Annotated in this window: 24 protein-coding genes and 1 pseudogene; 18 read left to right on the plus strand and 7 right to left on the minus strand. The window is 32.2% G+C overall.

Going from position 1 to position 25,368, the window contains the following annotated elements; all coding sequences use genetic code 11:
• Positions 1 to 44 precede the first annotated feature (44 nt).
• From AB1282_RS15450 to AB1282_RS15460, 3 genes are all read left to right on the plus strand, one after another.
• Entirely contained in the window at positions 45 to 1,106 is a 1,062-nt protein-coding gene (locus tag AB1282_RS15450; RefSeq protein ID WP_429899467.1) for a P1 family peptidase, read from the plus strand.
• A 112-nt stretch (positions 1,107 to 1,218) separates the two neighbouring features.
• Complete coding sequence (locus AB1282_RS15455; protein ID WP_429899468.1) at positions 1,219 to 1,485, plus strand: hypothetical protein; 267 nt, start codon at positions 1,219 to 1,221, stop codon at positions 1,483 to 1,485.
• Positions 1,486 to 1,706: 221 nt separating this feature from the next.
• Positions 1,707 to 2,192, plus strand: coding sequence for a cysteine hydrolase family protein (locus tag AB1282_RS15460; RefSeq protein WP_429899469.1), 486 nt, complete (start codon positions 1,707 to 1,709; stop codon positions 2,190 to 2,192).
• A gap of 828 nt (positions 2,193 to 3,020) precedes the next feature.
• Here AB1282_RS15460 and AB1282_RS15465 read toward each other — a convergent pair.
• The 4 genes from AB1282_RS15465 to AB1282_RS15480 form a co-directional block, all read right to left on the minus strand.
• Entirely contained in the window at positions 3,021 to 3,299 is a 279-nt protein-coding gene (locus AB1282_RS15465; protein WP_429899470.1) for a hypothetical protein, read from the minus strand.
• A gap of 886 nt (positions 3,300 to 4,185) precedes the next feature.
• On the minus strand, positions 4,186 to 4,842 hold the full coding sequence (locus AB1282_RS15470; protein ID WP_429899471.1) for a hypothetical protein: 657 nt from the start codon (positions 4,840 to 4,842) through the stop codon (positions 4,186 to 4,188).
• A 310-nt stretch (positions 4,843 to 5,152) separates the two neighbouring features.
• Positions 5,153 to 5,581 (minus strand): hypothetical protein, encoded by a 429-nt coding sequence (locus AB1282_RS15475; protein ID WP_429899472.1) that lies wholly within the window; start codon positions 5,579 to 5,581, stop codon positions 5,153 to 5,155.
• A gap of 277 nt (positions 5,582 to 5,858) precedes the next feature.
• Positions 5,859 to 7,004 carry a PD-(D/E)XK nuclease family protein gene (locus AB1282_RS15480; RefSeq protein WP_429899473.1) on the minus strand — a complete coding sequence of 382 codons (1,146 nt, stop codon included), beginning with the start codon at positions 7,002 to 7,004 and terminating at the stop codon, positions 5,859 to 5,861.
• A 726-nt stretch (positions 7,005 to 7,730) separates the two neighbouring features.
• Here AB1282_RS15480 and AB1282_RS15485 point away from each other — a divergent pair.
• The 5 genes and pseudogenes from AB1282_RS15485 (at position 7,731) to AB1282_RS15505 (ending at position 11,985) form a co-directional block, all read left to right on the plus strand.
• On the plus strand, positions 7,731 to 8,687 hold the full coding sequence (locus AB1282_RS15485) for a S8 family peptidase (RefSeq protein ID WP_056470171.1): 957 nt from the start codon (positions 7,731 to 7,733) through the stop codon (positions 8,685 to 8,687).
• 86 nt (positions 8,688 to 8,773) lie between these two features.
• Complete coding sequence (locus AB1282_RS15490) at positions 8,774 to 9,862, plus strand: NAD(P)H-dependent flavin oxidoreductase (RefSeq protein WP_429899474.1); 1,089 nt, start codon at positions 8,774 to 8,776, stop codon at positions 9,860 to 9,862.
• A 245-nt stretch (positions 9,863 to 10,107) separates the two neighbouring features.
• Positions 10,108 to 10,224 (plus strand): annotated as a pseudogene (locus AB1282_RS15495) (IS200/IS605 family transposase); the annotation flags it as partial.
• 34 nt (positions 10,225 to 10,258) lie between these two features.
• Positions 10,259 to 11,392, plus strand: coding sequence for an IS200/IS605 family element RNA-guided endonuclease TnpB (gene tnpB, locus AB1282_RS15500; RefSeq protein ID WP_429899475.1), 1,134 nt, complete (start codon positions 10,259 to 10,261; stop codon positions 11,390 to 11,392).
• 197 nt (positions 11,393 to 11,589) lie between these two features.
• Positions 11,590 to 11,985 (plus strand): NUDIX domain-containing protein, encoded by a 396-nt coding sequence (locus AB1282_RS15505; protein WP_429899476.1) that lies wholly within the window; start codon positions 11,590 to 11,592, stop codon positions 11,983 to 11,985.
• A 73-nt stretch (positions 11,986 to 12,058) separates the two neighbouring features.
• Here AB1282_RS15505 and AB1282_RS15510 read toward each other — a convergent pair whose 3' ends face one another.
• Positions 12,059 to 12,676 (minus strand): RraA family protein, encoded by a 618-nt coding sequence (locus AB1282_RS15510; protein WP_429899477.1) that lies wholly within the window; start codon positions 12,674 to 12,676, stop codon positions 12,059 to 12,061.
• A 408-nt stretch (positions 12,677 to 13,084) separates the two neighbouring features.
• On the opposite strand from AB1282_RS15510, the gene AB1282_RS15515 reads away from it, so the two are divergent.
• A complete protein-coding gene (locus tag AB1282_RS15515; RefSeq protein ID WP_390312301.1) occupies positions 13,085 to 13,696 on the plus strand; it encodes a hypothetical protein in 612 nt (203 codons plus the stop codon).
• Between the two features lie 96 nt (positions 13,697 to 13,792).
• Here AB1282_RS15515 and AB1282_RS15520 read toward each other — a convergent pair whose 3' ends face one another.
• The gene (locus AB1282_RS15520; protein WP_335411299.1) at positions 13,793 to 13,984 is read right to left on the minus strand and encodes a hypothetical protein; all 192 of its coding nucleotides are present in this window, start codon (positions 13,982 to 13,984) and stop codon (positions 13,793 to 13,795) included.
• Positions 13,985 to 14,298: 314 nt separating this feature from the next.
• On the opposite strand from AB1282_RS15520, the gene AB1282_RS15525 reads away from it, so the two are divergent.
• The 5 genes from AB1282_RS15525 (at position 14,299) to AB1282_RS15545 (ending at position 19,772) form a co-directional block, all read left to right on the plus strand.
• Positions 14,299 to 15,477 (plus strand): MalY/PatB family protein, encoded by a 1,179-nt coding sequence (locus AB1282_RS15525; protein WP_429899478.1) that lies wholly within the window; start codon positions 14,299 to 14,301, stop codon positions 15,475 to 15,477.
• Positions 15,478 to 15,494: 17 nt separating this feature from the next.
• Entirely contained in the window at positions 15,495 to 15,944 is a 450-nt protein-coding gene (locus AB1282_RS15530; protein ID WP_429899479.1) for a VOC family protein, read from the plus strand.
• A 38-nt stretch (positions 15,945 to 15,982) separates the two neighbouring features.
• Positions 15,983 to 16,861, plus strand: a complete 879-nt coding sequence (locus AB1282_RS15535; protein WP_429899480.1) for an aminoglycoside phosphotransferase family protein — start codon at positions 15,983 to 15,985, stop codon at positions 16,859 to 16,861.
• Between the two features lie 441 nt (positions 16,862 to 17,302).
• Positions 17,303 to 18,280: a VanW family protein gene (locus AB1282_RS15540; protein WP_056470151.1), complete on the plus strand. Its 978-nt coding sequence runs from the start codon at positions 17,303 to 17,305 to the stop codon at positions 18,278 to 18,280.
• Positions 18,281 to 18,497: 217 nt separating this feature from the next.
• On the plus strand, positions 18,498 to 19,772 hold the full coding sequence (locus AB1282_RS15545; RefSeq protein WP_429899481.1) for an ATP-binding protein: 1,275 nt from the start codon (positions 18,498 to 18,500) through the stop codon (positions 19,770 to 19,772).
• 90 nt (positions 19,773 to 19,862) lie between these two features.
• Here AB1282_RS15545 and AB1282_RS15550 read toward each other — a convergent pair whose 3' ends face one another.
• Entirely contained in the window at positions 19,863 to 20,621 is a 759-nt protein-coding gene (locus AB1282_RS15550) for an SDR family NAD(P)-dependent oxidoreductase (RefSeq protein WP_056470148.1), read from the minus strand.
• 155 nt (positions 20,622 to 20,776) lie between these two features.
• Here AB1282_RS15550 and AB1282_RS15555 point away from each other — a divergent pair, with 155 nt between their 5' ends.
• From AB1282_RS15555 to AB1282_RS15570, 4 genes are all read left to right on the plus strand, one after another.
• Positions 20,777 to 22,027, plus strand: a complete 1,251-nt coding sequence (locus tag AB1282_RS15555; RefSeq protein WP_429899482.1) for a helix-turn-helix domain-containing protein — start codon at positions 20,777 to 20,779, stop codon at positions 22,025 to 22,027.
• Between the two features lie 259 nt (positions 22,028 to 22,286).
• Positions 22,287 to 23,213, plus strand: coding sequence for an alpha/beta hydrolase family protein (locus tag AB1282_RS15560; protein ID WP_429899483.1), 927 nt, complete (start codon positions 22,287 to 22,289; stop codon positions 23,211 to 23,213).
• Between the two features lie 155 nt (positions 23,214 to 23,368).
• Positions 23,369 to 24,720, plus strand: a protein-coding gene (locus AB1282_RS15565) for an IS3 family transposase (protein WP_429899484.1) whose coding sequence is annotated in 2 segments (ribosomal slippage) — positions 23,369 to 23,816 and positions 23,816 to 24,720 — 1,353 coding nt in all. Because the reading frame shifts where the segments join, the coding sequence is not laid out codon by codon here.
• A 265-nt stretch (positions 24,721 to 24,985) separates the two neighbouring features.
• Entirely contained in the window at positions 24,986 to 25,153 is a 168-nt protein-coding gene (locus AB1282_RS15570; protein ID WP_429899485.1) for a hypothetical protein, read from the plus strand.
• Positions 25,154 to 25,368: the final 215 nt, after the last annotated feature.

Consider the following 25,368-nt stretch of genomic DNA (forward strand, 5'->3'; position numbering starts at 1 on the left):
ATCGCTACAACTCTTTTTGAATAGGAAGCTGGGGGGAATTTATAATGAGTCAGAAAAGAATAAGAGATTATGGTGTTAATATTGGGTACCTAGAAACGGGGGAACTAAATTCCATTACGGATGTTGAAGGAGTTACTGTAGGTCATGTAACGATCAGTGATCATGACATCCAAACTGGCGTTACAGCAATATTTCCTCATCAAGGAAATCTATTTAAAGATAAGTTAATCGCGTCATCTCATGTTATTAATGGGTTTGGTAAGTCGATGGGAACGATTCAGATTAATGAGTTAGGAACGATCGAAACGCCGATTATTTTAACAAATACACTAAGTATTGGAACAGCCGCAGACGCTTTAATAGAATATATGTTAGATCATAATCCTGAAATAGGTCGTACGACAGGAACTGTTAACCCAGTAATATGCGAATGCAATGATATGCTTTTAAATGATGTGCGAGCAAGATATATTACGAAAGACCATGTTTTTCAAGCATTAAGTAACGCTTCTTCAGATGTGAAAGAAGGAACTGTTGGAGCAGGAACGGGGATGCTTTGTTATTCACTAAAAGGTGGGATTGGTACAGCTTCCCGAGTTATGAAAATGGAACATGGTACTTATACAATGGGTGTTTTAGTCTTATCTAACTTTGGGATATTAAGCGATTTAAAAGTAAATGGAAAGCCTGTTGGAGCAGAATTGCGTGATTTTATCTTAAAGGAACGAGACGAACAAGATAAAGGGTCAATCATTATGATTGTTGCAACGGACCTTCCCGTATCTGAAAGGCAGCTAAATCGTATAATAAAAAGAACAGTTACGGGTTTATCAAGAACAGGCTCAATTATTACAACGGGAAGTGGTGAAGTCGTAATTGGCTTTTCAACTGCAACAAAAATACCTCATGAAAAAACATCGGATTGCGTTACAGTACCGACTATACATGAAGAAGATATTGATCTAGCATTTAGAGCAATAGGAGAAGCAACAGAAGAAGCAGTTTTAAACTCTTTAGTAACAGCAACACATATCGTTGGAAGAGATGGGAATGAAAGACCAGCTTTTAAAGATTTAATAGAAAAATACAATATTAAATTAATATAGACAACTGAATTCAAAAATCAAAATAGAAAGAATAGAAGTTCTAATAACGTAATCACTTACATAAACTAATCTTAAACTTAAAGCTGGACAAGCACTGAGTTGGGGGGCTAATATGAAAAAATTTGTATTTTTTGTTTGTATATTTGTCATTTGTTTAGGTGCTAGTTTTTTAGCTTTTGATCAAATTGGTTTAAAAAAGACTAATGTAAAAGAACGCATTCAGATTAAAAATCAAAATGAAGAAATTGCCGATAAAAATATAAATATATTGAAACTACCTTTGCCAAATGCAGATCAAAGAAAATATAGTGTAAAAAAATTACCGACTAAAGTTAGTCAAATAGAAATTCAAAAATTAGATAATAAATCACTTAATTGACAATCGAATATAAATAAAGAATGATTGGACTATTAGTAAAGAAGCATTGATAATTAGATCAATGCTTTTTTGTATATTTTATTCTATCAATATTGTTTTTTCTTCCAGTCTTAAATATGAAAGTATTCGATTACCTATTTTTATTAAAAAAAGGTAGGATTATAACAAAACAAATAGAATAATTATTTAAAAGGAATATAAAGTGTCATGGAGGGTAAATAATGAAAATTGCTTTTCTTATTATTGATATGCAAAAAATATTTTTAGAGGATAAAAAAGAATCATTGAATGTCGAAGGTGCATGTGAATATATAAATTATGTTGCTGACTGTATCCGTTCTAAAAATCACATAGTTATACATGTCCAAGATATTGAAGGAGCAGAGGAAATAAACTCTGAATTACTATCTTTTATCCCTGAAATTAAAGTAGAAGAACAAGATATTTGTGTTTCAAAAGAACATTCAAATGCATTTTGGAATACTGAATTAGAGCAGATTTTGAAAGGAAATGACGTTGAGCTAGTTATAATAGCTGGATTTGCAGCAGAACATTGTGTTCTATTTACTTATAATGGAGCTAGCGAAAGGGGATTTAAACCAGTCTTATTGCAAAATGGAATACTTAGTACAAAAAGTGATGTAATAATTCAAACGTATCGTGATCGAAACATTATTTCATACAATGTTGTCCCATACATTATTTAGTATAAAAGTAGATTGATAACATAAAAAAGTGCTCTTATAAGTCATGGTAATTTTAGCATTATTTTTATTTGGAGAATAAACAAAGAACCACAAGGTAAAATGTGGTTCTAATTTTATTTATTGGAAATTAATAGATACGGATTAATTCATAAATATCAGAGTCAAATCGAACTCTTGTAGCTTTTATTCAATTCGTTCAATTTCTTGTATTTCTTCTCGTATTTCTCCATACCACTAAAATTTAAAGTTGAGTTTCCCATATTTCCTAAAAGTTAAAGAAATATGGCAAAGATTTGATGGATAAAAAAAGTGCAAATTACTATTTTAGTAATTTGCACTTTTTAATTACCAAGAATATGTTTTTACTAATTTAAAACCATTATCATTTAGGTTTTGTGTTGATAAATAATCATATGGCTGAATCATACTTGGATTCGATTTTACAACACCTCCAGTTTTTGTAAGTAATACCAGGACCATAATAATATGATTGCCACACAATTTCAGAACAATATAGATCTTTTCTATCTTTTGGGTTATTAGTAATAGCATATGGTTTGTCTTTAAAAATTCCATAACTATAATTATTTTCTGCGGTTTTTGCAGCAGTCACTGCTTTAGCAGAATCTTTATATCTAATTACTTTTGTATTAGAAAACCTATTTATTTCTACTCCATAAGTATTTAAATTATAATAAAACTGTAATTTAAAATTTAAGGGACATATTTATATCGTATGAATATAACGTTCCCAATACCTTAACAAAAACAACATATGAAAAAATACCTTTACCGTATACTGTGCCACCTTTTTTTGAAGAATTCAAATTAGCGTATGCTTAATTTTCTTTCCATGACTGCATAAAGGTTTAATTTAGCTGCAGAATGCCATTTACTATATTTATATGACTTTGTTGCTGCTGAAGCAGTTTTCGAGCCAAATAAAAATGCTAATGGACTTTCTTCTTTAACTTCTTCATTAAATTTAATTGGATTCCTTGTATCTTTTAAAAACGTTTCAAATTCATCAATACTTTTAAAATTAACAACAGGAGTTTCAGGAGAAAGTTCCGTTGTTAATGGTTGTAGATTGTATTGCCTAAACAAATTGTTAATTCTTTCTTCTTCTTGGTTAGTTACAGATACAACTTTAGCTTCTTCTAATGTTGTAACCTCATACTTCGCTTCAGTAACCCCATCCAGTATTTGCGGTTCTTCTGCTTTAAATGGGGATACAACAAATAAAAATACTAAACAAAAAGCAATACAAAATGAAATCTAATATTTTTTCATAATATTAGATCCTTTAGTTAATATATATTTTTTTCTTTCTTTTTACGATATTAACAAATAAACCCACAGTCGCAATAAGTCCCGCAAAATTTAAAAATTGCCAAAGTATATCGAACATATAATCACTTCTTCGTATAGATTTATAAATATTGTAAACTACCATCTACCAGAGAAGACTAATATTTTATGCATTTTCATATATCCGACTGGTGTTAGTTAATATCGTAACAATATTAATCGAAGCGCTTCTATATAAAACTATATCTGTTAATCCTACGCAAGTCGATTCCTTATTTGTGATAAAAACAGTCAATATTGGAATGTTATTACATGGGGATATTTGGTATAATTAAAACCTATCGTTTATAATTATTGGATAGATAGGGTTAGAACTGTTACGCCTTTAGGTCAAAAAATCCTAAAGATCGTTTGATAATTAAAGGACATTTAATTAATGTTTTGGATTTGAAAACCCACTTTTTTTATTTTGAACATATTACTTTTTAGAGAGGTACAATATGAAGAATACATTAAAATTTATATTAAGTGCTGTTTTTACTTTTCTTATCTTCACTTTAAATTACAGTGATTTAAATATATATATAAAAATTATATATTTTGTAATAACAACTTTTCTAATTTTATATTTGATACATCGTATTAATCGATATTATAAAAATTAGATTCAACTACTCTATATTTATCTTTTAGATTTAGTTGTTATTGTTTTAGTAGATTCTAATTTTGTTCTACCTTTATCTTTATAAGTATATACCTTCAATTTGTAATAATTGTTAACGGCATCATGATCGGTATATAAAACTGATTTAAAATAATAAAGTTTAGGATTAGCATATAAACCTATATAAGCTGATAGTCCTCCAGCAAATGATTGTTGAGCTATTGTAGGTAAATATGGTGTTCCAAACGCTAATAAAGCTTGTATAGGACCCTTAATTGTATGCTCTAAATATGTATCAGTATATTTGGTATTTACATATTTCCAATCATAACCACCAGTATTAATAACTACTCTAGGCGCTATAATGTTTTCACTTACTTCTGGTTGAACTTTTACACTATAATCTCCTGCTATCGTTCCATCTTCATTATATATTACTGTCTCCGAGGACAGCAATTCAACACCATCCTCAAGTTCAATAGGTTGGGTATATATTGTTTCACTTTTCTCTATACCATGTTCTAAAGCAAAATTAATGTCACTTTCAATTTGCCTAAATACATCTACTAAAGCTTCTTCTCCTTTAATATCTTTTGAGCTTTCCTCTGCATTTGCTGTGAAAGGAATTAAACCAATGAATAAAGCTGTTAATACTGCAATTAATTTTTTTTTCATAACTATCTCCTTTGTAAATTTTTATAAAAAAGACTTCCACAAATGACTGTGAAAGTCTTTTTTTATGGGTTAAGGTTACTTATAGTCATCAAATCGTTATTTATAATAATCATAACTGTAATAACCCTGTTAGTGATAGTTCTTAATTGTAACAAAGACATTCAATATTGGAATGTTGTTAAATGACAATATTTGGTATAATTAAAACCTGTCGTTTATAATTATTGGAAAGACAGGTTTAGAATTGTTCCATTGGGAAGTGGCTCAGAAAATAAAAAAACTGCTAAGTTAGTCCTTAGCAGCTACTTTGTTAAACATTTAATTCTCTTGTTTTTCCGTTAGCGACAGCATCACTTAATCCACTTAACTCTCCACCAACTGTTCTATTTATAATTAAATTTGGATTAAAGAAGTTAATGGAATTATTCTCAAACTCATAAAGGGAATGAGTTTTGAAAGCATTCAATCTAGTCATATCTAACGCACTAAAACTATCTACTGACAACATAGAATTTTCTTTATTTCCGAATATTAAACGGTCAAATTCTTTTTGGGTACTCCAATGTGACATAACACGTTTTTTCATATTCGTACTTTGTCCGATATAAACTTGATTATACTCATCAAATATCATCATGTAATATCCTGAAACTTTTTCTATATCATTTAAATTAGTAACTTTAACAAACGGTTTATCATCTATCAGAAAATCATCAATTTCTTTATTAAAATCTTTCATTATTTAATGAGTTAAAAAACTTCATATTCAAATCAAAATTATACAAGCAGTTTTCAGTATGGTTTTAACAAATGAATCATCATAGACTTTACCTTTAATAAACGAGCTTTTATTACTTACCTTTATGTAGTTATCTCTTGTTAGTTTTAGTTCATCTGCTTTCACCCTAATGTTTACTCATTGCCATTCTTAAACCCTCATCTCTATTTTATAATTACATTTATGTATTTTTTACGTTCTGCACCATTTGTTATATAGTTAGTCTACTCTCAATGCCTTAATCTTCTTCCTCTTGAGCTACAGATATAGAGATATCATCACGTACAACAGACAGTTTCTTCTTTTCACCATTTGGATACACAATACTCCAAAACATATATCCATTGTAACGGTCTGTGTAATTTTCACCCTGAATGTAATTTACTGCGGCAATAGCAGCAGCCGAAGGACTACTGTATTCTTCTCCTTCAAAAAGGATCCTACCACTTGTTAGGTCGATTTCAGCCTTTGTTACGGTATTTCCATAAGTAGACTCTAGATTTTTTTCGTCTTCATTTAGTCGTGAATATATCTCTTTCCAAGAAATATTTGATTTACGAATTGGATCAGACGTTTTGACCTTCCTCTTTTCAGGTGTCTCATTTTTAACCGCATCGAATATTTCATCTAATACATCTTTGTACTTATCATATATAGCTACACACAACTCATCATTTACTCTTGCCATCGGCTTATTTACTCCTTTATAGACCATACGAAGATTATGGATATATTCCTCTAAAATATTTTTATTTGCAGTTGTAATTTTGGGATGATTCAAGCTAGGTACAATAACAAAATCATATAGACCTTGATAATCAATTTGAATAAACTCAGGACATTTTGGTTTTACTGTGCCATCTGGAGATAAAAAGACCTTTAATTCATATTGATACGAGTCATCTAAATGTTTTAAGATTTTCGTATAAGTTTCCGTCTGATCTTTGTTTTCTCTTGCCAACACCTTATTCTCCACAATAATTCTCACCAAATCATTCACCAAATACAAATCAAATCGAGCCCGTAATTCCTGATTTGTCTCTGGAACCACCACAGACTCTGCTACCTCAGTTGCAACTTCCATTTCCTCTAGTTGAAGTGAGTCCGATTCAATTAAATCAAAATCAATAACAGTTTTCTCATTTGATAAATTTTCCTCACAAATATAGTAGAGAAAACGCTTTAGTGGAAACGTACCTAAACTTAACGAAGACGTTGGTGAAAGCAACCAACTGATAAAAGAACTATGCATTGTTTCTCGGTGTCCAAACCCCAATAATTGAAATAAACTCTCTTTTTCAAAAGATTCTTGTAAACGCAAGAAATTAGGATCGCTAATCAACTGATTCAACTTGGTTTTTAACTCTTGCTCATTTTTTATCATCTTCTAACCTCTCATTCTAGTTCTTTACCCCCTAATTATATCGTAATCCCTTTGAGTTATTTAATAATTGATTAATTTATAAAATGCGGTATTACTAACGAATTTGCGGGCATTTTTTATATCAAATTAAATATTGACAGATTCGTCACAAATAGGTTCAGCGTTGAGGTTGAAGCGCGAGGATTAATTTATAAGCTTCATAGATTAGATATAAAAATATTTTTGTCCAACTTTCAGATTGAATTTGCATTCTTTATATGAATAAAATGTGTTCGAAATTCAATTTTTTCGAGGCATTACTAGTAGAGGGATAACGTTTAGTGTCACAGTGAGATCTCTAAGTACGAGAGTAGCAAACCAAAACGTTCCTTTGAGGTACCATTCTGGTTGGTGAAAGGAGTTTTTACAAGGGTTGTTTTCTGGTGGATCGTACATAATGTACCTTTACCTCCTATGCATTTGCCGTTTTAAGGAAAGACTCCTTTGTTCCTTTATAATGAACAGGGTCATAACTAAAGTTTTGACACCATTCATTATAATAATCAAAAAGCCGACTTCCGAGTTTGGAGAAGGGAGCGGTGAATCTATTAATTTCCAACTGTATTAGAATTAATTTTAAATAAAGTTGAATTTATTTAAAGGAAAATTATGGATGGGTATAGAATAGTAAACTATACCTCAAAGATTTATCCTTTATGAATAAATCCCAAAAAGGAGTTGGTAGGCATGTCTAAATTTAGATTAATTCCTTACAAGCTGGAAGAAGTTAAAGGTAGTACAAATGAAGTACCACCTGGTGTTAGTTTAATAGAAGCTAAATCTATTTGGGAAAAAGGGTTTCAAGGGGAAGATGTGGTCGTAGCAGTTATTGATACAGGCTGTCAGACAGACCACCCTGATTTACAAGAGCGAATTATTGGTGGATATAATTTTACTGAAGATTACGGTGGGGACCCTAACGTATTCTTAGATAATAACGGTCACGGTACACATGTTTGTGGAACGATTGCAGCTTCTGAAAATGGAGAAGGGGTAGTTGGAGTAGCTCCAAAAGCAAAACTTCTCGTTTTAAAAGTATTAACTGGTGCTGGTGAAGGAAGCATTGAATCAATTGTACAGGCTATTGATTATGCGACGAATTGGAAAGGCTCTAATGGAGAAACTGTTCGAGTGATTTCAATGTCATTAGGTGGTCCAGGGGATGATTCTTCGTTACATGAAGCGATTCAAAGAGCGGTTGAACAAAATATAGCCGTTGTATGTGCAGCTGGTAATGAAGGTGATGGGGATGGTTCAACCAATGAATATAGCTATCCAGGTGCCTACGATGAAGTTATAGAAGTAGGTTCCGTAAGTCTTCAAAAACGATTATCCGATTTTAGTAATACAAATGATGAAATTGATTTAGTTGCACCAGGAGAAAAGATTCTTTCAACGTATCCGACAAATCAATTTGCTGTTCTTTCTGGTACATCAATGGCAACACCACATGTATCAGGGGCTATTGCATTGTTAATTCAACAGTTTGAGTCTGAGAATAATGAGAAAATTACTGAACCAGATTTGTTCGAACTACTAATAAGTCATACAGTACCAATCGGATACAGTAAGTTTGAGGAAGGCCATGGATTTTTAAACCTAGGCGTAAATGTACCCTCAAAATCTCCCAATGTATTAAAATAATAGGTAAAGTCCCGGGTAGTGTTGCTAGACTATTCGGGACTTTTTTGGTGAGTAAAAAAAAGTTAAAATTAATAGAGGTGAAATGAATGTTTAAAAATAAAATAACTGAACTTTTAAAGATAGAATATCCAATTATTCAAGCTCCGATGGCTGGGGGAATTACAACTTCAAATTTTGTAGCTGAAGTATCAAATTGTGGAGCTTTAGGTACAATTGGAGCAGGGTATATGACTCCATCACAAATCAGTGAACAAATTAGAGAAATAAAAAAGTTAACTAATAATAACTTCGGAATTAATTTATTTGTCCCAAATGAATTTATTGTTAACGAGAATGAAATGTCTAAATCTATGGATTTATTACAATCTTTTAATGAAGAATTAAATATAAAACAAAATGATCGCATACAAGTTCAAAATTTTAATCGGTATAATGAAACATTTCATGAACAAATAAAAGCGATTATTGAAGAAGGTGTTCCTATTTGTTCGTTTACATTTGGCATACCTTCAATGGAAATAATAAACGAGTTAAAGCTCCATAATATTATTTTGATTGGAACAGCAACTACTGTAAATGAAGCGATTGAAATTGAGAAATCAGGAATGGATCTTGTTGTCGTTCAAGGTAGTGAAGCAGGTGGACATCGAGGTAATTTCTTAAACGATAATGAGGAAAGTTTAATTGGATTAATGTCGTTAATTCCACAAGTAATTGATCATGTTCGTATTCCTGTAATTGCAGCAGGAGGAATTATGGACGGAAGAGGTTTAATGGCGTCCCTTTGTTTAGGGGCGAAAGCTGTTCAAATGGGTACCGCTTTTTTAACCAGCATTGAAAGTGGGGCTCATGAGGTACATAAAAATACGATTCTAAATTCTAACGAAGACCAGTTAGTTTTGACTCGTGCATTTTCAGGGAAATGGGCAAGAGGAATCGAAAATAAATTTATTACCGAAATGAAAAAATACGAAGCTGATTTACCACAGTTTCCCGTTCAAAATACGATTACCCAAACAATGAGAAAAGCATCCTCGGTACAAAATAATAAAGAGTTTATGTCACTTTGGTCGGGACAAAGTCCTAGATTATCTAAAAAGGACTCGGTAGAAAACTTAATAAATGAAATGATGGATGAAGCTAAAAAACTAATTCAAGGTATAGAAAAATATTGAGTTAAATGCTATGAATATAGGTTGGTACTAATATTTTTGATTAGGAGGCTTTATCATTATTCGACAGAAGACTCCTTCCTCAAATACGTGAAGGTGTGATAACACCAGTAATAGGTGGGAGATGAATGTCGGTTAGGCGGGGTATGTCTAAAGGCTTTTTTGTTGTCTGCTTCATAACTCAATGATATGCTCAGGCTTAAGTAAAAGAAAGGCTGATATTAAAGTGAAATTAGAAATCAATAATCATGATCAAACGTACCTTTCTACAAATTAGAAAAGTGCTATCGGAAGAAATGTTTTGATCAAGAAGTTTCTGCTTACTAACTACTGGTGGTTCTCCCATCAATATAGTTAAGAAATAAATTAAAAATTAAGGAATGAAGTGAGGTGAAAACAATGCTAGTCAATAAAGCATATAAATTCCGTATCTATCCAACTAAAGAACAGGAAACACTAATCGCCAAAACGATTGGATGTAGTCGTTTTGTATTCAATCACTTTTTAGGACAATGGAACGACACATACAAAGAAACTGGCAAAGGATTAACATACAATTCTTGTTCTGCTGAATTAACAAAGTTGAAAAAAGAATTAGTATGGCTCAAAGAAGTTGTTAGTATTGCTCTTCAATCCTCACTGAAAAACCTCGCAGATTCGTATTCACGATTCTTCAAAATGCAGAATAACGCACCACGCTTTAAATCTAAAAAGAATCGCGTTCAATCCTATACAACAAAAGAAACAAACGGAAATATTGCCGTTGTCGGAAACAAAATGAAACTGCCTAAACTTGGTCTTGTTCGCTTTGCTAAAAGTCGCGAAGTACATGGTCGTGTTTTGAATGCAACCGTTAGACGAACTCCAAGTGGTAAATACTTTGTATCCATTCTTGCAGAAGTAGACGTACTACCACTAGAGAAAGCTGAATCATCGATTGGTATCGACTTAGGCATCACTGATTTTGCCATTTTTTCTGACGGAAGCAAAATTGACAACAATAAATTTACTGCCAAAATGGAAAAGAAACTAAAACGTGAACAGCGAAAACTTTCAAGACGTGCGTTACATGCTAAAAAGAATGGGATTAACCTTCTTGATGCAAAAAACTATCAGAAACAAAAACGAAAAGTCGCTAGATTACACGAAAGAGTAATGAATCAACGTGATGATTTCCTTAACAAGTTGAGTACAGAAATAATCAAAAACCACGATCTAATCTGTATCGAAAACCTGAATACGAAAGGAATGTTACGTAATCACAAATTAGCCAAATCGATTTCTGATGTATCATGGTCTGCATTTGTATCTAAATTAGAATACAAAGCTAAATGGTATGGTAAAACAATCATGAAAGTAAGTAAATGGTTTCCATCCAGCCAAATATGTTCTGATTGTGGGCACCAAGATTGCAAGAAATCTCTTGCAATCAGGGAATGGACCTGTCCAAATTGCCATCAACATCACGATCGAGATCTAAATGCTAGTAAAAATATTCTAGCTGAAGGCTTACGAACATTGGCTTTGGTCTAAATAATCATAGAACCGTAGGAATCTACGGGGATAGCTTGGTAAATAAGAGAAACCTCTGCTGGCAAAGAAATAACACTAGCAAGTATGCTTTGTTCCCAAGAATCTCCCACTTCAAACAACCAGTAAGGGTGTTAAGTAGTGAGTAGTTCAAGAATTATTGTGAAGGTATTAGAGAAAAGATCGGAATTGCTCCTTTAATGATTGTTCGTCCAAGCGTTGCTATCCTAAATGCTGTAGGTGAAATCTTATTTTATCAAAACGGAGGAGGTAATTGGGGTATACCAGGTGGGATTTTACAATTAAATGAATCTGTTGAAGAATGTATTAAGCGATCTGTTCTCGAATATATTGGTCTTAAGTTAAATTCTTTAACATTAATTGGAGTATATCCCGGAGCAGAATTTATAAATAAAGTTGAGGGAAGCGGAGATGAATATCATACAGTAGCAATTGGGTATATTTGTACAGATTTCGAAAATGAAATTTGTCCAGATCAAAATCAATCAATTGAAGTCCAATTCTTTCATTTAAGTCAATTGCCTGATGAGATTGATCCGTTTATTAAAAGTCAGTTGGAAAAATTAAAATTTTAGACAAGTAAAAAAGGTTCTAATAGGTTTTTTTCGAAGAACCTATATTTAGAACCTTTTTTGTATTTTTTATCAGTTACTTTAGAAGCATACGATCAATATAAGATTTTATTGCTTCAATTTTACCAGATACTTGTTCTTCTCTTTGTTCATCTTTTTTAATTTTATCTAAAGATTTCTCCAAAATCGTTTTTGCTTCCGCTTGAGGGATTACAACTACACCATCTGCATCACCAACAATAATATCGCCTGGGTTAACTGATGTACCTCCACAGGAAATTGGAATATTAATATCGCCTACACCAATTTTTCCACTTGCAGCTACAGCTGTTCCTTTGCAAAATACTGGGAAATTTAATTTTTTAATACCGCTGATATCTCGGATTACCCCATCAACAACTATTGCACTAACACCCATTGTTTGTGCCATTCCAACAACAAAGTCTCCTGCAATTGCCCGGTATCGATCCCCTTTTGCATCGATTACGATGACATCTCCTGGATTTGCTTCACGAATTGCCTTCAATACAGCCAAATTATCACCAACAGGGATTTTAACAGTCAGTGCTCTTCCAGCAAATCTATATTCTTCTTTTAAAGGCTTTATTGACGGATCCATATTATTCAGTCCATCCATTACATCTGAAATACAAGTTGTTGGTATATTTTTAAATTGATTAATAATAGAAATCACTCCCTTATAAATCATTTAGTTTATAAAATTATATAAATAATTTGATCTCGTGAGCAATTCGAAAAAATTATTAAGCTTGATAAAAAATAATTATCGAATTAAGAAAGGTTGCAATAGATTAATATCGAATAAAATAAGTTGATAATAAAAAATAAAATCGTTAATCAGTTAATAAATATAGAAATGTTTGATGTTGAATTCAAAATACTTTCTTAAATAGTTCCTATAAACAATGAATACGATTGATTATAAAACATTATTAATAATATTTTACATTAAACTATAAATAGAACATTCTTGTTTCATTTAATTGAGGTTGTTGAGAATGGAATGTAACGTGATTGACTTCATTATTTAATATATAGATTTAACCTTGTATAGTAACATTTAATTAAGGAGTTGAGGTGCTTGAGAAACAAAACTAAATACGTTTATTTAACACACAAGGTTAAAATAGAATCCACTGAAAAACTGGAAAAGCTATCCCAACTTACAGGGAAAACTAGTGCAGAATTAATTGAAAAAATGATAGAAGAAATGTATGACCTCCATATAAATTCAAAAGAAAATGAAGAAGATCTTATTGAAGTTCTTGATGACGAAAATTTATTTGATGAAATTACAGATCAAGAAATTAGAGATGCCGAGCTAAGATGGAGAAACTCAAAACAAGGGGTTAAAGATTTTAGTCAAAGAATGGAAGATTGGAAGAAAGAAGAAAAAAGGAAAAATGCCGAGAAAGCAAAAGAATATAAAAAGAAAATAGTTGATTGGGCAAGAGTCTGGGAAGAGTATTTAAGAAATTACTCTACTTCAATCAAGAAAAATAAAAAACATAATTTCAAGTATTTCGATCCGAATGATAGTGCTGAAGTTTGGAAGAAACAAATGAGGGAATATACTAAGCTTTGGCACCCTGATTATGCACCGGACCATGGAAATCCTCAAAAATTTGGTGAAATGAAGGCTGAATATGATATTTTAAGAGGTAAAATTCCAACTGAAGAATATAGTTTATAAATTAATCGGTAATACATAATCTATGGTTTCGATTTATTAAAATAGTAAAAAGTAGTGGAACTAATATCGTTCCACTACTCATTAAACCTACTCTATTTAATCTTCTTCTTTAGCACTATCCTCAGCAATTACTCTTAGTTCTTGATAAAAAAGATCATGATTACATTCTGGATTTTCAGCTTGTTTATATTTGTCTACAATTTCAAGTAATTCGCCAGTATCACCTTTTGCATTGATAATTTCTAAAATTTGATTCATATCATCAGTATATTCATCATCTTTTTTCATTACAGACCCTCCATTCACATTTTGATGTTAATTATTATTTGCTATCATCATGAAAAAAATAGATCGATTTTTGAAAAATATAGACACCTAATTAAATATTGCTAGATTTTCATACAAACTCCACCAATTGTTGGTCTTGGCCAGACAGTTCATACTTCACTTTTTTTAAATTAATATTAAAATTTGAATTTTCTAGCGGAATAGTATAATTTGGATAGTAATTATGATTACGAAAATACTATTGATTAACTATATATTGGAATAAAGTAGTAAAATCTTAATCATAAATGATCGAAAATGGTGGGGGATAAGAAATGAACTTTAACTTTAATGAAGAACATAATAGAAAAAATACAAATAGTACAAAGTGGGATTCAGTTGATCGAGTATTTGGATGTACGGAAGTACTACCTTTATGGGTTGCCGATATGGATTTTGCTTGTGCACCCGGGATTGTAGAGGCTATGACGAAACGAGCTCAACATCCTATATATGGTTATGGACATATACCAGAAGAATTTTTTGAATCAGCAATGAATTGGGCAAGTAAACGTTATAATACATCGATAAAAAGAGAATGGTTAACAAATATACCTGGTGTAGTTCCAGCATTAAATTTAGCCATTGATGCTTTCACAAAACCTGGTGATGAAATCATCATTCAGCCACCAGTTTACTTTCCATTTTTCAGTACTATTAGAAATAATGGAAGAAACATAGTTGAAAATTCTTTAATTGAAGAAGATGGTTATTATTATATGGATTTAGAAGATCTAGAAAATAAAATTACTTCTAAAACTAAAATGATTATTTTATGTAGCCCTGCAAATCCTGTTGGAAGAGTCTGGACAAAAGAGGAATTATCAGGTTTGTTTGAAATATGTAAAAAGAATAAAATTGTTGTAATAGCAGATGAAATTCATGCTGACTTAGTCTATAAGAAAGGTAGTCACACACCTTTTTATTCATTAAGTGAAGATGCAGCAAATATGAGTATTACATTTATGTCGCCAAGTAAAACATTCAATATTGCAGGCTTATTTTCGTCACTTGCTGTTATTCCAAATCAAGAATTATTTACTGAATTTTCTCATGCAATTGCTCGTTCAAGTTTAGAAAACTTAAATATTTTTGGAATTGAAGCAGTGATCGCTGCTTATAACGAAGGTGAAAAGTGGCTTGATGAATTATTGATTTATTTAAAAGGAAATGCGGAGTTTATACATAATTACTTAAAAACAAATATTCCGGGTGTAAAAATGAGAGTTACAGAAGCAACTTACTTAGGTTGGCTTGATTTTAGAGGTTTAGGCCTAAGAGGTGACCAATTAAACGAATTTATGATTAATGATGCTAAATTAGGTTTAAATGAAGGTCGCGGTTTCGGAATAAATGGAGATGGTTTTATGAGATTGAATTACGCTTGTACACGTAAAACATTAGAAGAAGCCATGACACGATTAGAGAAAGCTGTAAAAGCTAAGATGAAATAGATAGGGAGATGGCATTTATGACGTTAAAAATTACACCATGTATTGTAATGAGTGGTAACGCTAAAGAAGCAGTTCATTTTTATGAAAGAGAACTTGAAGCAGAGGTTCTTACTATGCAAACATACGGAGAAATGCCAATTCCGTGTCCAGAAGCATTAAAGAATAGTGTTGCAAATGCCATTTTAAAAATCGGTGAAAGTGACCTTATGTTATTCGATGCCCCGATTCAATCGAATCCAGTTATGGACAAAGAATCTAAACAAAATACACCTAATTATGAAAATAAAAAAGTAGAAGTCACGATTAATCTTTCGATTGATAGCGTAGAAAAAACAAAGCGAATTTTTAATTCATTACAACAAGATGGGCACGTCATTGCCCCGCTAGAAGCAGTACCATTTAGTCCCGCATTCGGTACAGTTATAGACAAGTTCGGCGTTACATTTATATTGATAACTCAAAAATAAAATATAAATAATTTATTAGTTTGAAATAGGGAGAATAGATGGACAACATAAATGTTGAATTAGTAAAACAATTAATTAAAGAACAATTTCCAATTTGGTCTCACTTAGAAATAAAGCCTGTAGAATTAAGTGGCAACGATAACAGAACGTTCCATTTAGGGGATCATATGAGTGTAAGATTACCAAGCGCAGAATGCTATGTTCCTCAAGTTGAAAAAGAGCATAAGTGGTTACCTATTTTAGCGAATAAACTAAGATTACCAGTTTCTAAACCGTTAGCAAAAGGAAGTCCTAGTAAATACTATCCTTGGCCATGGACCATCAATGAATGGATTGATGGAGAAACTTCTAGTAAAGAAAATATAATTGATTTAAGTCAATTTGCAAGAGATTTAGGGCGATTTTTAAAAGAATTCCAGTCAATTGATGCTCATGGAGGGCCGATTGCAGGAACGCATAATTTCTTTAGAGGTGGAAACTTAGCTGTATACGACCAAGAAACTAGAGATTCAATAGATCAAACTCAAGAGTTTTTTAACAAAGATTTACTAACAGAAATTTGGGAAACAGCTCTTAGTTCCAAATGGGAGCGAGAACAAGTATGGGTACATGGCGACATTGCGCCAGGAAACCTTCTTGTTAAAAATGGCAAGCTATGTGCAGTCATTGATTTTGGAATACTAGGTGTAGGTGATCCATCATGTGATGCCGCAATGGCATGGACATTTTTCGATACTCGCAGTAGAAATGTTTTTAAAAACGTTTTGAACTTTGATGACAATACTTGGAATAGAGCAAGAGGATGGGCTCTCTGGAAGGCTTTAATTACATTTAATGCGAATAAAGAGAATACTACATCAATTAGAGAAGAATCATTTAATACGATAAATGTAATTATGAACGATTTCAAATCTTGATAGAAAATATACGAGTTGCCTAAAAGCAACTCGTTTTTTTTATCTTAGAATTTCTGTTATAGCTCAAATAAAAAAGTTGAAGCTGCAATTAAATCTTGTAAGTGCAAATAAAATAGCTGAGCTACAATTTAAACTCTGAAAGTGTAAATAAAATTGTCAAATCTGCAAATAAAATTTTGTGAACTGCAAATAAGTTACCAATTTTGAATAAATAGAATGAAAACTACAAAAATTAATAGAAATCATAATTAAAAAGACTTTAAAATCGATAAAAAACAATCAAATATACCGTGAAAATTGCTTAGAGAAGACTAAAAATTCTTCTCTATTTTTATGTAGATAAAAAAGTAACGGAATATAAGCGGATATGTGAAAGATTTACAAGGAAAAAACATGAAAGTATTGATTCTTGTTCATACTAACGTTGGGAGGAATCCGACTATGTTGCAAAAATTACTAGCTAGTTTATTATTAATGACGCAATCAGTTGAACTACCTGACAGCTTAACTGTTATTCAACAGGGGCATCCGATTGCCGTAGTTAATCGTGAAGATTTTACAATGTCACTTCCAGGTACACCAGTGATAAACGATAAAAAGTTTACTCAATTTATGGAAAAACTTGATCAAGAAATTTACCGTAACCCTATAAATGCGACAATTAATGAACAAGGTAGAATCGTACCAGGTCAGGTAGGATACAGGCTTTATAAAAAAGAGTTCAAGGATAAATTTACTGCATATTTTTATAGTAAAGGACCATCTAAAATTGAAGTACCAGAGTTAGATATTTATCCTAAAGTTGATAGTGAATTATTAGCTCATATTAGAATTCAACAAATTGGACAATATGTAACCTACTTTAATTCGAATAATAAAAGTCGAGTACATAATATTTCACTGGCAGCAAAAGCGATTGATAATTACGTAGTTTTTCCTAATGAAGTTTTTTCTTTTAATAAAGTAGTAGGAGAAAGAAGTGGAGCAAAGGGATACAAACGTGCGCCAGTCATTGTAAGGGGGGAATTGTCTGAAGGAGTTGGAGGAGGAATATGTCAAGTGTCTTCTACCCTGTTTAATGCAGTAGATCGCGCTGGACTAAAAATTATTGAAAGATATTCCCATAGTAGACGAGTACATTATGTACCAGCAGGCCGTGATGCTACAGTTAGTTGGTATGGTCCAGACTTCCGTTTTCAAAATAAATATAATCAGCCTATTTTAATTCGGGCAAAACAATATGGTGGAAGTATGATTGTTACGCTTCATTCTTCCGATGTTATCAATTATGAAATAAGAAATGTACCTATAGCTCCAAAGCGTTTACCAGAAGAAATAAATACTGAAAATGACAAACATTCTTCAAATCCTTCTAGAAAAGGAAAAATAATTCCACCGCATAAGTCTGTAGGGGATTAAAGAGTAATACATACAAAGTAAACCCCACAAGGGAAAGTAATGATCCTTGTGGGTTTTTGTGTTTTGTTAATATATTGTTTGCAATTTTGGGGACAGCGGTCTATTCATCAAACTTGTTCTTAATAAAAATAATGAAAGTCTAATCCTTTCAACACTAGACTTATAGAAACTAAGGATTTAGAATTATAAGAAAGATTGGAAAACAAAGGAGAATTGCATGACAAAAATAAATGTATTATTTGATTCGAAGGATATGGAACGAAATACATTACCTTATTACTACGATTACGGAAAGATCATTTCAACTATTCAAAGTCAGCTATTTGATACATTTGGGGTAGATTTCCAAATGTATTCAGATGAGGATACAACAAATGAAATCTGGGAAATTCTTGAAGAAGATCTTAAAGAGGAATCGAGTGAAGTTCAATTAATCAGCCATATTTATAATGAGCTTGAAACAAAAACTATTTCTTCGAATCACACTGATAAAAAGATGGAACTCATCATTAAACCAAGGGTCGAAAATGGATTATATTATTATCCGAATTACGGAGTAGCTTTATCTAAAGCGATGATCTTTGAAGCGGATAATCAATACAATAGAGATCTAATTTTTGCTAAAAATGATTCATGTCTTTCATCCTTTTTTCAATACGTACTTAAAAGAAAACGAGATTATATTAAAAATTATGTAACAGTCTACACAGATACAGATGACGGTGTCGAAACGTCAATTGAAAATATAACAAAAATGGTTAGAAGAGAAGATGTATTTTTAGAAGAACCATTAAAACGAGAAATTTATCGATCAATTGACCATTTCTTTAATGAAGGTCGAGATTTCTTTAAAACATATGATATCCCCTATAAACGAGGATTTTTATTATATGGAAATCCTGGAAATGGAAAAACAACATTAGTAAAATCTATTGCAAGTAGTATTAACGCACCGGTTGCATATTGGCAAATTACTGAATATACATCAAGTTACACAATTAAAGAAGTCTTTAGTTCAGTGTTAAAATTAACACCAATGGTACTAGTAATCGAGGATATTGACAGTATGCCTGCTTCGGTTCGATCGGTATTCTTAAACACAATCGATGGTGCAACTTCTAAAGAAGGTTTATTTTTAATTGGAACGACTAACTATCCTGAAAGAATCGATCCAGCTTTAATGAATCGCTCTGGAAGATTTGATCGTGCATATGAAATTAAACAACCAACAAAAGAAATGCGTTCTGACTATTTACAAAAGAAAAATTTAAATCGAATATTAAATAATGAAGAATTACAGCAACTAATCGATTTAACGAATGACTTTTCTTATGCTCAATTAAACGAGTTATATATTTCAATCATAATTGAATGGGACTGTGAACAAAAAGTAGATATCATTCGACTATGCAACGAAATGAGAACAATTTTGCGCAAACAAAAAAAGCAAAATTGGGAAAAGAATCAAACTGTAGGTTTTTCTTTTGAATAAGTGAGCAAAAAATAAATTAGGGGCAGTCATGACTATCATGACTGCCCCTAATGATTAAATGGATAGAATCCTACTCGATGCTTTTATTGATTATAAAGTTAGCCCGCCATCTACAAGAACAATTGAACCAGTCATATAGCTTGCTTTATCTGATGCTAAGAAAGCAACCATTTCAGCGAGTTCTTTTGGATCAGCATAACGACCCATTCTCATATTTGGAAGGTCTTCTGGAACATAACCACCTGTTGCAAACTGAGCTTCAACACTTGTTGTTAATGCTGTTTTCACACCTCCTGGACAAAGTGCATTAATTCGAATTCCTTTTTTCGCATATTCTAATGCAGCGCCCTTCGTTAAGCCTACAACCGCATGTTTGCTTGCAGAATATACTGCTACACTGTGTTCAGGACGAACCCCTGCAGTAGAAGCAGTATTAATAATAGAGCCACTTCCTTGCTCCTCCATCACCTTTAACACATATTTCATTCCAAGGAAAACCCCTTTTACATTGATCGACATAATGCGGTCAAATTCGGATTCTTCTACTGAAGTGAAAGGTGCGAACTTTTGGATAATACCTGCATTGTTGAAAAATATATCAATACGTCCAAATGTTTCGACTGCTTTATTTACATAATTTTGCACATCCTCAGTTTTCGAGACATCTGCTTGGATGAAGATACCTTCTCCACCTTGTTCTTTCACAAGTTTTAACGTTTCTTCTCCTGTTTCCTGATTGAAATCGACTAATACTACTGTTGCACCGTTACTAGCAAGTTTCAAACTGCTTGCTCTTCCGATTCCACTACCTGCACCAGTTATGACAGCAATTTTATTTGATAATTCCATGTCTAATTCCTCCTTGCTTATACTTCTTACAAGAATCATTATATTGCTTGTTTAAAAATGCTTATTGTATTATTTTACGATTAATAGTATTTATTAAATATAGTTTTTAAAAATGGACTGAATTAAAAAGATATTGAAGGGAGAGTATAGAATCAATGGAAATAGACATACAAGATTTACAATATATATGTGAGCTTATTTATAAAGTTCATAAGATACCTGTTTATTATGTCAATCAATTTGGTGAGATTGAATACGATTTTTCAAGTAAAGAACTACGTAATCATCCATACAACAGCCCGTTCAAAGAGCAGATTAGTGTGTATACTTATGAAGATAATCCAAAGGATTTTCCTATATTCTTCTCTAATTCAAATTTGAACTTTTTCTTTGTCAATCTTAAAAAAACGAATCTATTTTTAGGTACCATTGTTTTAGGTCCTACGCTTGATTCAGAAATATCTGGTGAAATGATAAGCAAGATCATAGATGCTTTTAATGGAAATCTAAATAAAAGGAAACTCATTGAATACTATTATTCAATCCCAATTATTGATAGTCAACAATTCCTAACGATCAGTCTATTGGTTTATTATTTGATGTATCATAAAAAGCTTGATCAAACGATGGTCATTCAAAATAATGAAGAGTTGAACCTTGATATGATTGTATTAGAAAATCCGGAACTTGAGCTTTCAAAAGGGAGAAGGAATTTTATTTTTCATTCCAATCTTTCATATGAACGGGTTTTGCTTGATTATGTCAAAAACGGAAGGATAGATAAATTAAAGGATATCTTCGATTACTCTATAATCGGTGAGGCGGAATTAGGATTATTGTCGAAACGAAATCGCCTAAGAAGTGAAAAAAATTTAATGATAACTGGGATTGCTCTTGTTTGCAGAGCGGCTATTGAAGGTGGTTTAAATGATGAAACTGCCTTTACCTTAAGTGATTTCTATATTCAACAACTCGAGGAATTAGGAAGCTTAAAAGCAATATTAATATTAACGGAAGAAGCGATAATGGATTTTACCAAACGTGTGCATCAATTAAATGAAGAAAGATATTCTCCAACAATTACTGCTTGTCAACATTATATTTATGACCATCTTTATGACGATATCACCCTTGATCACCTTGCACAAATGTGTCGTTTAAGCCCAAATTATTTATCATCATTTTTTAAAAAAGAAGTTGGTATACCAATAAGTGAATACATTCAAAGGCAACGAATTGACGAAGCAAAAAAGCTATTACAATTAACAAATTATTCGATTTCAGACATCGGCTCATCGTTAAATTTTAACGACCAAAGTTACTTTATAAAAATCTTTAAAAAATACACAGGTTTAACTCCCAAGCGGTTTAGAAATGATCATTTTTCCGATCATACATCGTCATAATTAATTATCAATGAACATTTGAGCAACAGATCAAATAAGTTTACCAGCATTCATAACATATACTTATTTAGTTTTTAGTCGTAATGATGGATCTATTCTTTTATACCGTTTCTATTTATAAGTAGAGTTTGGTTAAACCTAATAGTTGATTTTGCTTAAGCTAAAGGGGATATTACTTCCAATATATGTTATCGTATAATTGTGTGAAAAGTGAGAATAACAGTGCAAATGGAATCTGAGTTTGTATAGGAGGTTAAAAATGATAGAACAAATTAAAGTTGTGGCAAACGCCGACTATCCGTTGGAAGGGATATTGACGTTGCCAGATTCTCATACTGAAAAAGTCCCTGCAGTTGTATTTGTACACGGTTCAGGTGCCTTAGATAAAGATGAAACCATTGGTGCAAACAAGTTTTTTCGAGACCTTGCTGATGGACTTGCAAATCAAGGGATTGCATCGCTTCGGTATGACAAGAGAACATTCGCTTTTGGTAAGCAGATGGTTCAAGAACTCGGCGGTAAGCTTTCAGTCAAAGAAGAGGTCTTAGAGGACGCTATTATGGCTGTTGAAATGCTAAAAAAAGATCCCCGTGTGGATGCAAATCGCATTTTCATAATTGGACATAGTTTAGGCGGGACGCTTGCTCCAAGAATCGATGCAGAAGGCGGAGATGTGGCAGGCTTAATAATCTTAGCCGGCACTCCTCGAACACTTGAAGAAGTTATCCTAAACCAAAATGAAGATTCCATAAAACAGCTTGAAGCATCTCAACAAGAGATAGCCTTAAAGCAAGTAAAAGAACTGCAAGACAAGTTTGATGCCATATCCGACATGACGGTTGAGATGGCGGAGCAGACCATTTTGTTCGGTTCTGTTTATGCTTGGTATTTTAAAGAAATGAATCAACATCCTACAAAGGATTATCTATCGCAAAATAAAAAAGCGATTTTCGTCGTACAGGGTGATAAAGATGTACAGGTTTCCGTTGAAAAAGATTTCAATCGATACCGTGAAATGTTAAAAGACCACCCCGATGTCACATTCAAGCTCTATCCAGGTTTGAACCACATGTTTATGAAAGCAGTATTTGGTACGTTGAAAGACATTTGGAATGAATATAATATTCCACAATCCGTGGATAGGAATGTTTTAGAAGATATAGCAAAATGGATATTGTCGAAATAAGTCAAATCAAGTTTGTGTGATTACACCTCCTTTGCGACGTACAAGGTACCATTTCTTATGATTGAACTAACCGGGTACGATAGTTCATTTAACCACCTCAAGATGAAGTGCACCCCAAATGTTAGACACGACTAACATTTGGAGGTGCATTTTTTATGACTAAATTTACTACTGAACATAAATTAGCGGTAGTTATGCGTTATTTAGAAGGTAAGGAAAGTTTTCGTTCTATTGGTAAGTTATTTGGAACGTCCCATGCTGAAGTGAGAAACTGGGTAGCTCAATATAAGGAAAATGGGATTAATGGATTGCTTAAAAAGTCATATACAAGTTATTCGGTACAGTTTAAACTAAACGTATTAAAGTATATGAATGACCACGGGACGTCACCTAATGAAGCAGCTGCAATTTTCAGTATTCCTTCCCCTAGAACGATTCGAAAATGGAGGACTCAATTTGAAACACAAGGACAAGACGCCCTAGAATCAAAGAAAAAGGGGCGACTTTCCATGAAAAAAGAAACAAAGAAAACTACACCTGTTGTAGGATCAATTGAAGAACTTCAAGCTGAGATAGAACGTTTACGCATGGAAAATGCATATCTAAAAAAGTTGAATGCCTTAGTTCAAAACAAGGAAAAATCACGAAACAAGACAAAGTAAAAGTTGTCTATGAATTAAGGCATGAGTTTTCGTTAAAAGAACTTCTACTGCTAGCCAGTATTCCGCGTAGTACGTTTTATTATTGGATGAAAAATCTAGAACGTCCTGATCCAGACGCAGAGTTAAAAGTGCTGATAAAAGAAATTTATGAGGAACACGAATTTCGTTATGGCTATCGTAAAATTCGAGACGAGCTTACGAATCGTGGTTATAAAGTAAATCATAAAAAAGTTCAACGACTTATGAAAGAACTAGGGATAAAATCACTTGTGAAGGTAAAGAAATATCGCTCTTACAAAGGTGAAGTAGGTAAGATTGCACCCAATATTTTAAATCGAAATTTTCAAGCTGAAAAACCAAATGAGAAATGGGTTACAGATATAACTGAATTTAAATTATTTGGAGAAAAGCTATACTTTTCACCTATGTTGGACTTATATAATGGAGAAATAATTGCTTATACAATTGGTTCACGTCCAACTTATTCACTTGTATCAAATATGTTAGAACAATCTCTTGAACGTTTAACAGATTCCGATACACTACTAATTCATTCAGACCAAGGGTGGCACTATCAAATGAAAAAATATCGTAGTGCTCTTATTAAACGTGGAATCACTCAGAGTATGTCACGAAAAGGAAACTGTTACGATAACGCAGTAATTGAAAGTTTCTTTAGTATCATGAAATCTGAACTACTCTATCTTAAAGAATTTAACAGTGTCGAACACTTTAAACAAGAACTAGCTAAATATATAGATTACTACAATAACAAACGAATTAAGGCAAAATTAAAAGGCATGAGCCCAGTAAAATACCGAGTTCATGCCCAACAGGCTGCCTAATTGAAGTAACCAGTCTAACTTTATGGGGTCACTACAAGACAGGGTGGTTTTCTTTTGCTCGAAAATCAACATTCAATGATAAGATCGCTAAAAATATAAAAATCAACGATACAGTCGTCAAGTTGTACAAGATGTGTTGTTTAGGTAGTTCTATTTTTAATCAATTAATGGCAGTTTGTTGAATTAGAATTTTTTATAGAGAAGAAGATGATTGGTGGTAGGAATAAGCTAGAAATCAAGGAATTGCAGGGATTTAATTGAGAAATTGGAAGATCTTGTAAAAGAAAATGAAATAGTAGGAATCACTTTAACATGTAAACAAGAATTAGTTCTTTATTATGAAAAGTATGGCTTTGTTAACCATGGTATATCTGAATCTAAACATGGTGGGGAAATCTGGTTTAACTTAGTTAAATTGCGAGAAGGATTTTAAAATATATGTAAATAACAGAAACATTAGTTGAATTAAAAAGACTAGCGCTTCTACTAAAAAGGACCCTATAGAATAGACAATTAAAAAGTCTATTCTATAGGGTCCTTTTGTTTATTATTTGAAAAACCGGAATCGTGGAAATTTGAGATGAGTAAAAAAAGCAGTTAGTTCAAAAGGTATCATTTATATTGAATTTAAGCGTAATTGTGGTCCTT

It is taken from the genome of Gottfriedia sp. S16(2024) (assembly GCF_050473765.1).
In the GTDB taxonomy this organism is placed as follows: domain Bacteria; phylum Bacillota; class Bacilli; order Bacillales; family Bacillaceae_G; genus Gottfriedia.

What these genes read in the sequence shown, in the direction of transcription:
- AB1282_RS15560 (WP_429899483.1), top strand. Translation starts at nt 22,287, where the DNA reads ATGATAGAACAAATTAAAGTTGTGGCAAACGCCGACTATCCGTTGGAA.
- AB1282_RS15485 (WP_056470171.1), top strand. Translation starts at nt 7,731, where the DNA reads ATGTCTAAATTTAGATTAATTCCTTACAAGCTGGAAGAAGTTAAAGGT.
- AB1282_RS15460 (WP_429899469.1), top strand. Translation starts at nt 1,707, where the DNA reads ATGAAAATTGCTTTTCTTATTATTGATATGCAAAAAATATTTTTAGAG.
- AB1282_RS15525 (WP_429899478.1), top strand. Translation starts at nt 14,299, where the DNA reads ATGAACTTTAACTTTAATGAAGAACATAATAGAAAAAATACAAATAGT.
- AB1282_RS15450 (WP_429899467.1), top strand. Translation starts at nt 45, where the DNA reads ATGAGTCAGAAAAGAATAAGAGATTATGGTGTTAATATTGGGTACCTA.
- AB1282_RS15455 (WP_429899468.1), top strand. Translation starts at nt 1,219, where the DNA reads ATGAAAAAATTTGTATTTTTTGTTTGTATATTTGTCATTTGTTTAGGT.
- AB1282_RS15475 (WP_429899472.1), bottom strand. Translation starts at nt 5,581, where the DNA reads ATGAAAGATTTTAATAAAGAAATTGATGATTTTCTGATAGATGATAAA.
- AB1282_RS15530 (WP_429899479.1), top strand. Translation starts at nt 15,495, where the DNA reads ATGACGTTAAAAATTACACCATGTATTGTAATGAGTGGTAACGCTAAA.
- AB1282_RS15480 (WP_429899473.1), bottom strand. Translation starts at nt 7,004, where the DNA reads ATGATAAAAAATGAGCAAGAGTTAAAAACCAAGTTGAATCAGTTGATT.
- tnpB (WP_429899475.1), top strand. Translation starts at nt 10,259, where the DNA reads ATGCTAGTCAATAAAGCATATAAATTCCGTATCTATCCAACTAAAGAA.
- AB1282_RS15540 (WP_056470151.1), top strand. Translation starts at nt 17,303, where the DNA reads ATGTTGCAAAAATTACTAGCTAGTTTATTATTAATGACGCAATCAGTT.
- AB1282_RS15490 (WP_429899474.1), top strand. Translation starts at nt 8,774, where the DNA reads ATGTTTAAAAATAAAATAACTGAACTTTTAAAGATAGAATATCCAATT.
- AB1282_RS15555 (WP_429899482.1), top strand. Translation starts at nt 20,777, where the DNA reads ATGGAAATAGACATACAAGATTTACAATATATATGTGAGCTTATTTAT.
- AB1282_RS15550 (WP_056470148.1), bottom strand. Translation starts at nt 20,621, where the DNA reads ATGGAATTATCAAATAAAATTGCTGTCATAACTGGTGCAGGTAGTGGA.
- AB1282_RS15535 (WP_429899480.1), top strand. Translation starts at nt 15,983, where the DNA reads ATGGACAACATAAATGTTGAATTAGTAAAACAATTAATTAAAGAACAA.
- AB1282_RS15520 (WP_335411299.1), bottom strand. Translation starts at nt 13,984, where the DNA reads ATGAAAAAAGATGATGAATATACTGATGATATGAATCAAATTTTAGAA.
- AB1282_RS15470 (WP_429899471.1), bottom strand. Translation starts at nt 4,842, where the DNA reads ATGAAAAAAAAATTAATTGCAGTATTAACAGCTTTATTCATTGGTTTA.
- AB1282_RS15505 (WP_429899476.1), top strand. Translation starts at nt 11,590, where the DNA reads ATGATTGTTCGTCCAAGCGTTGCTATCCTAAATGCTGTAGGTGAAATC.
- AB1282_RS15545 (WP_429899481.1), top strand. Translation starts at nt 18,498, where the DNA reads ATGACAAAAATAAATGTATTATTTGATTCGAAGGATATGGAACGAAAT.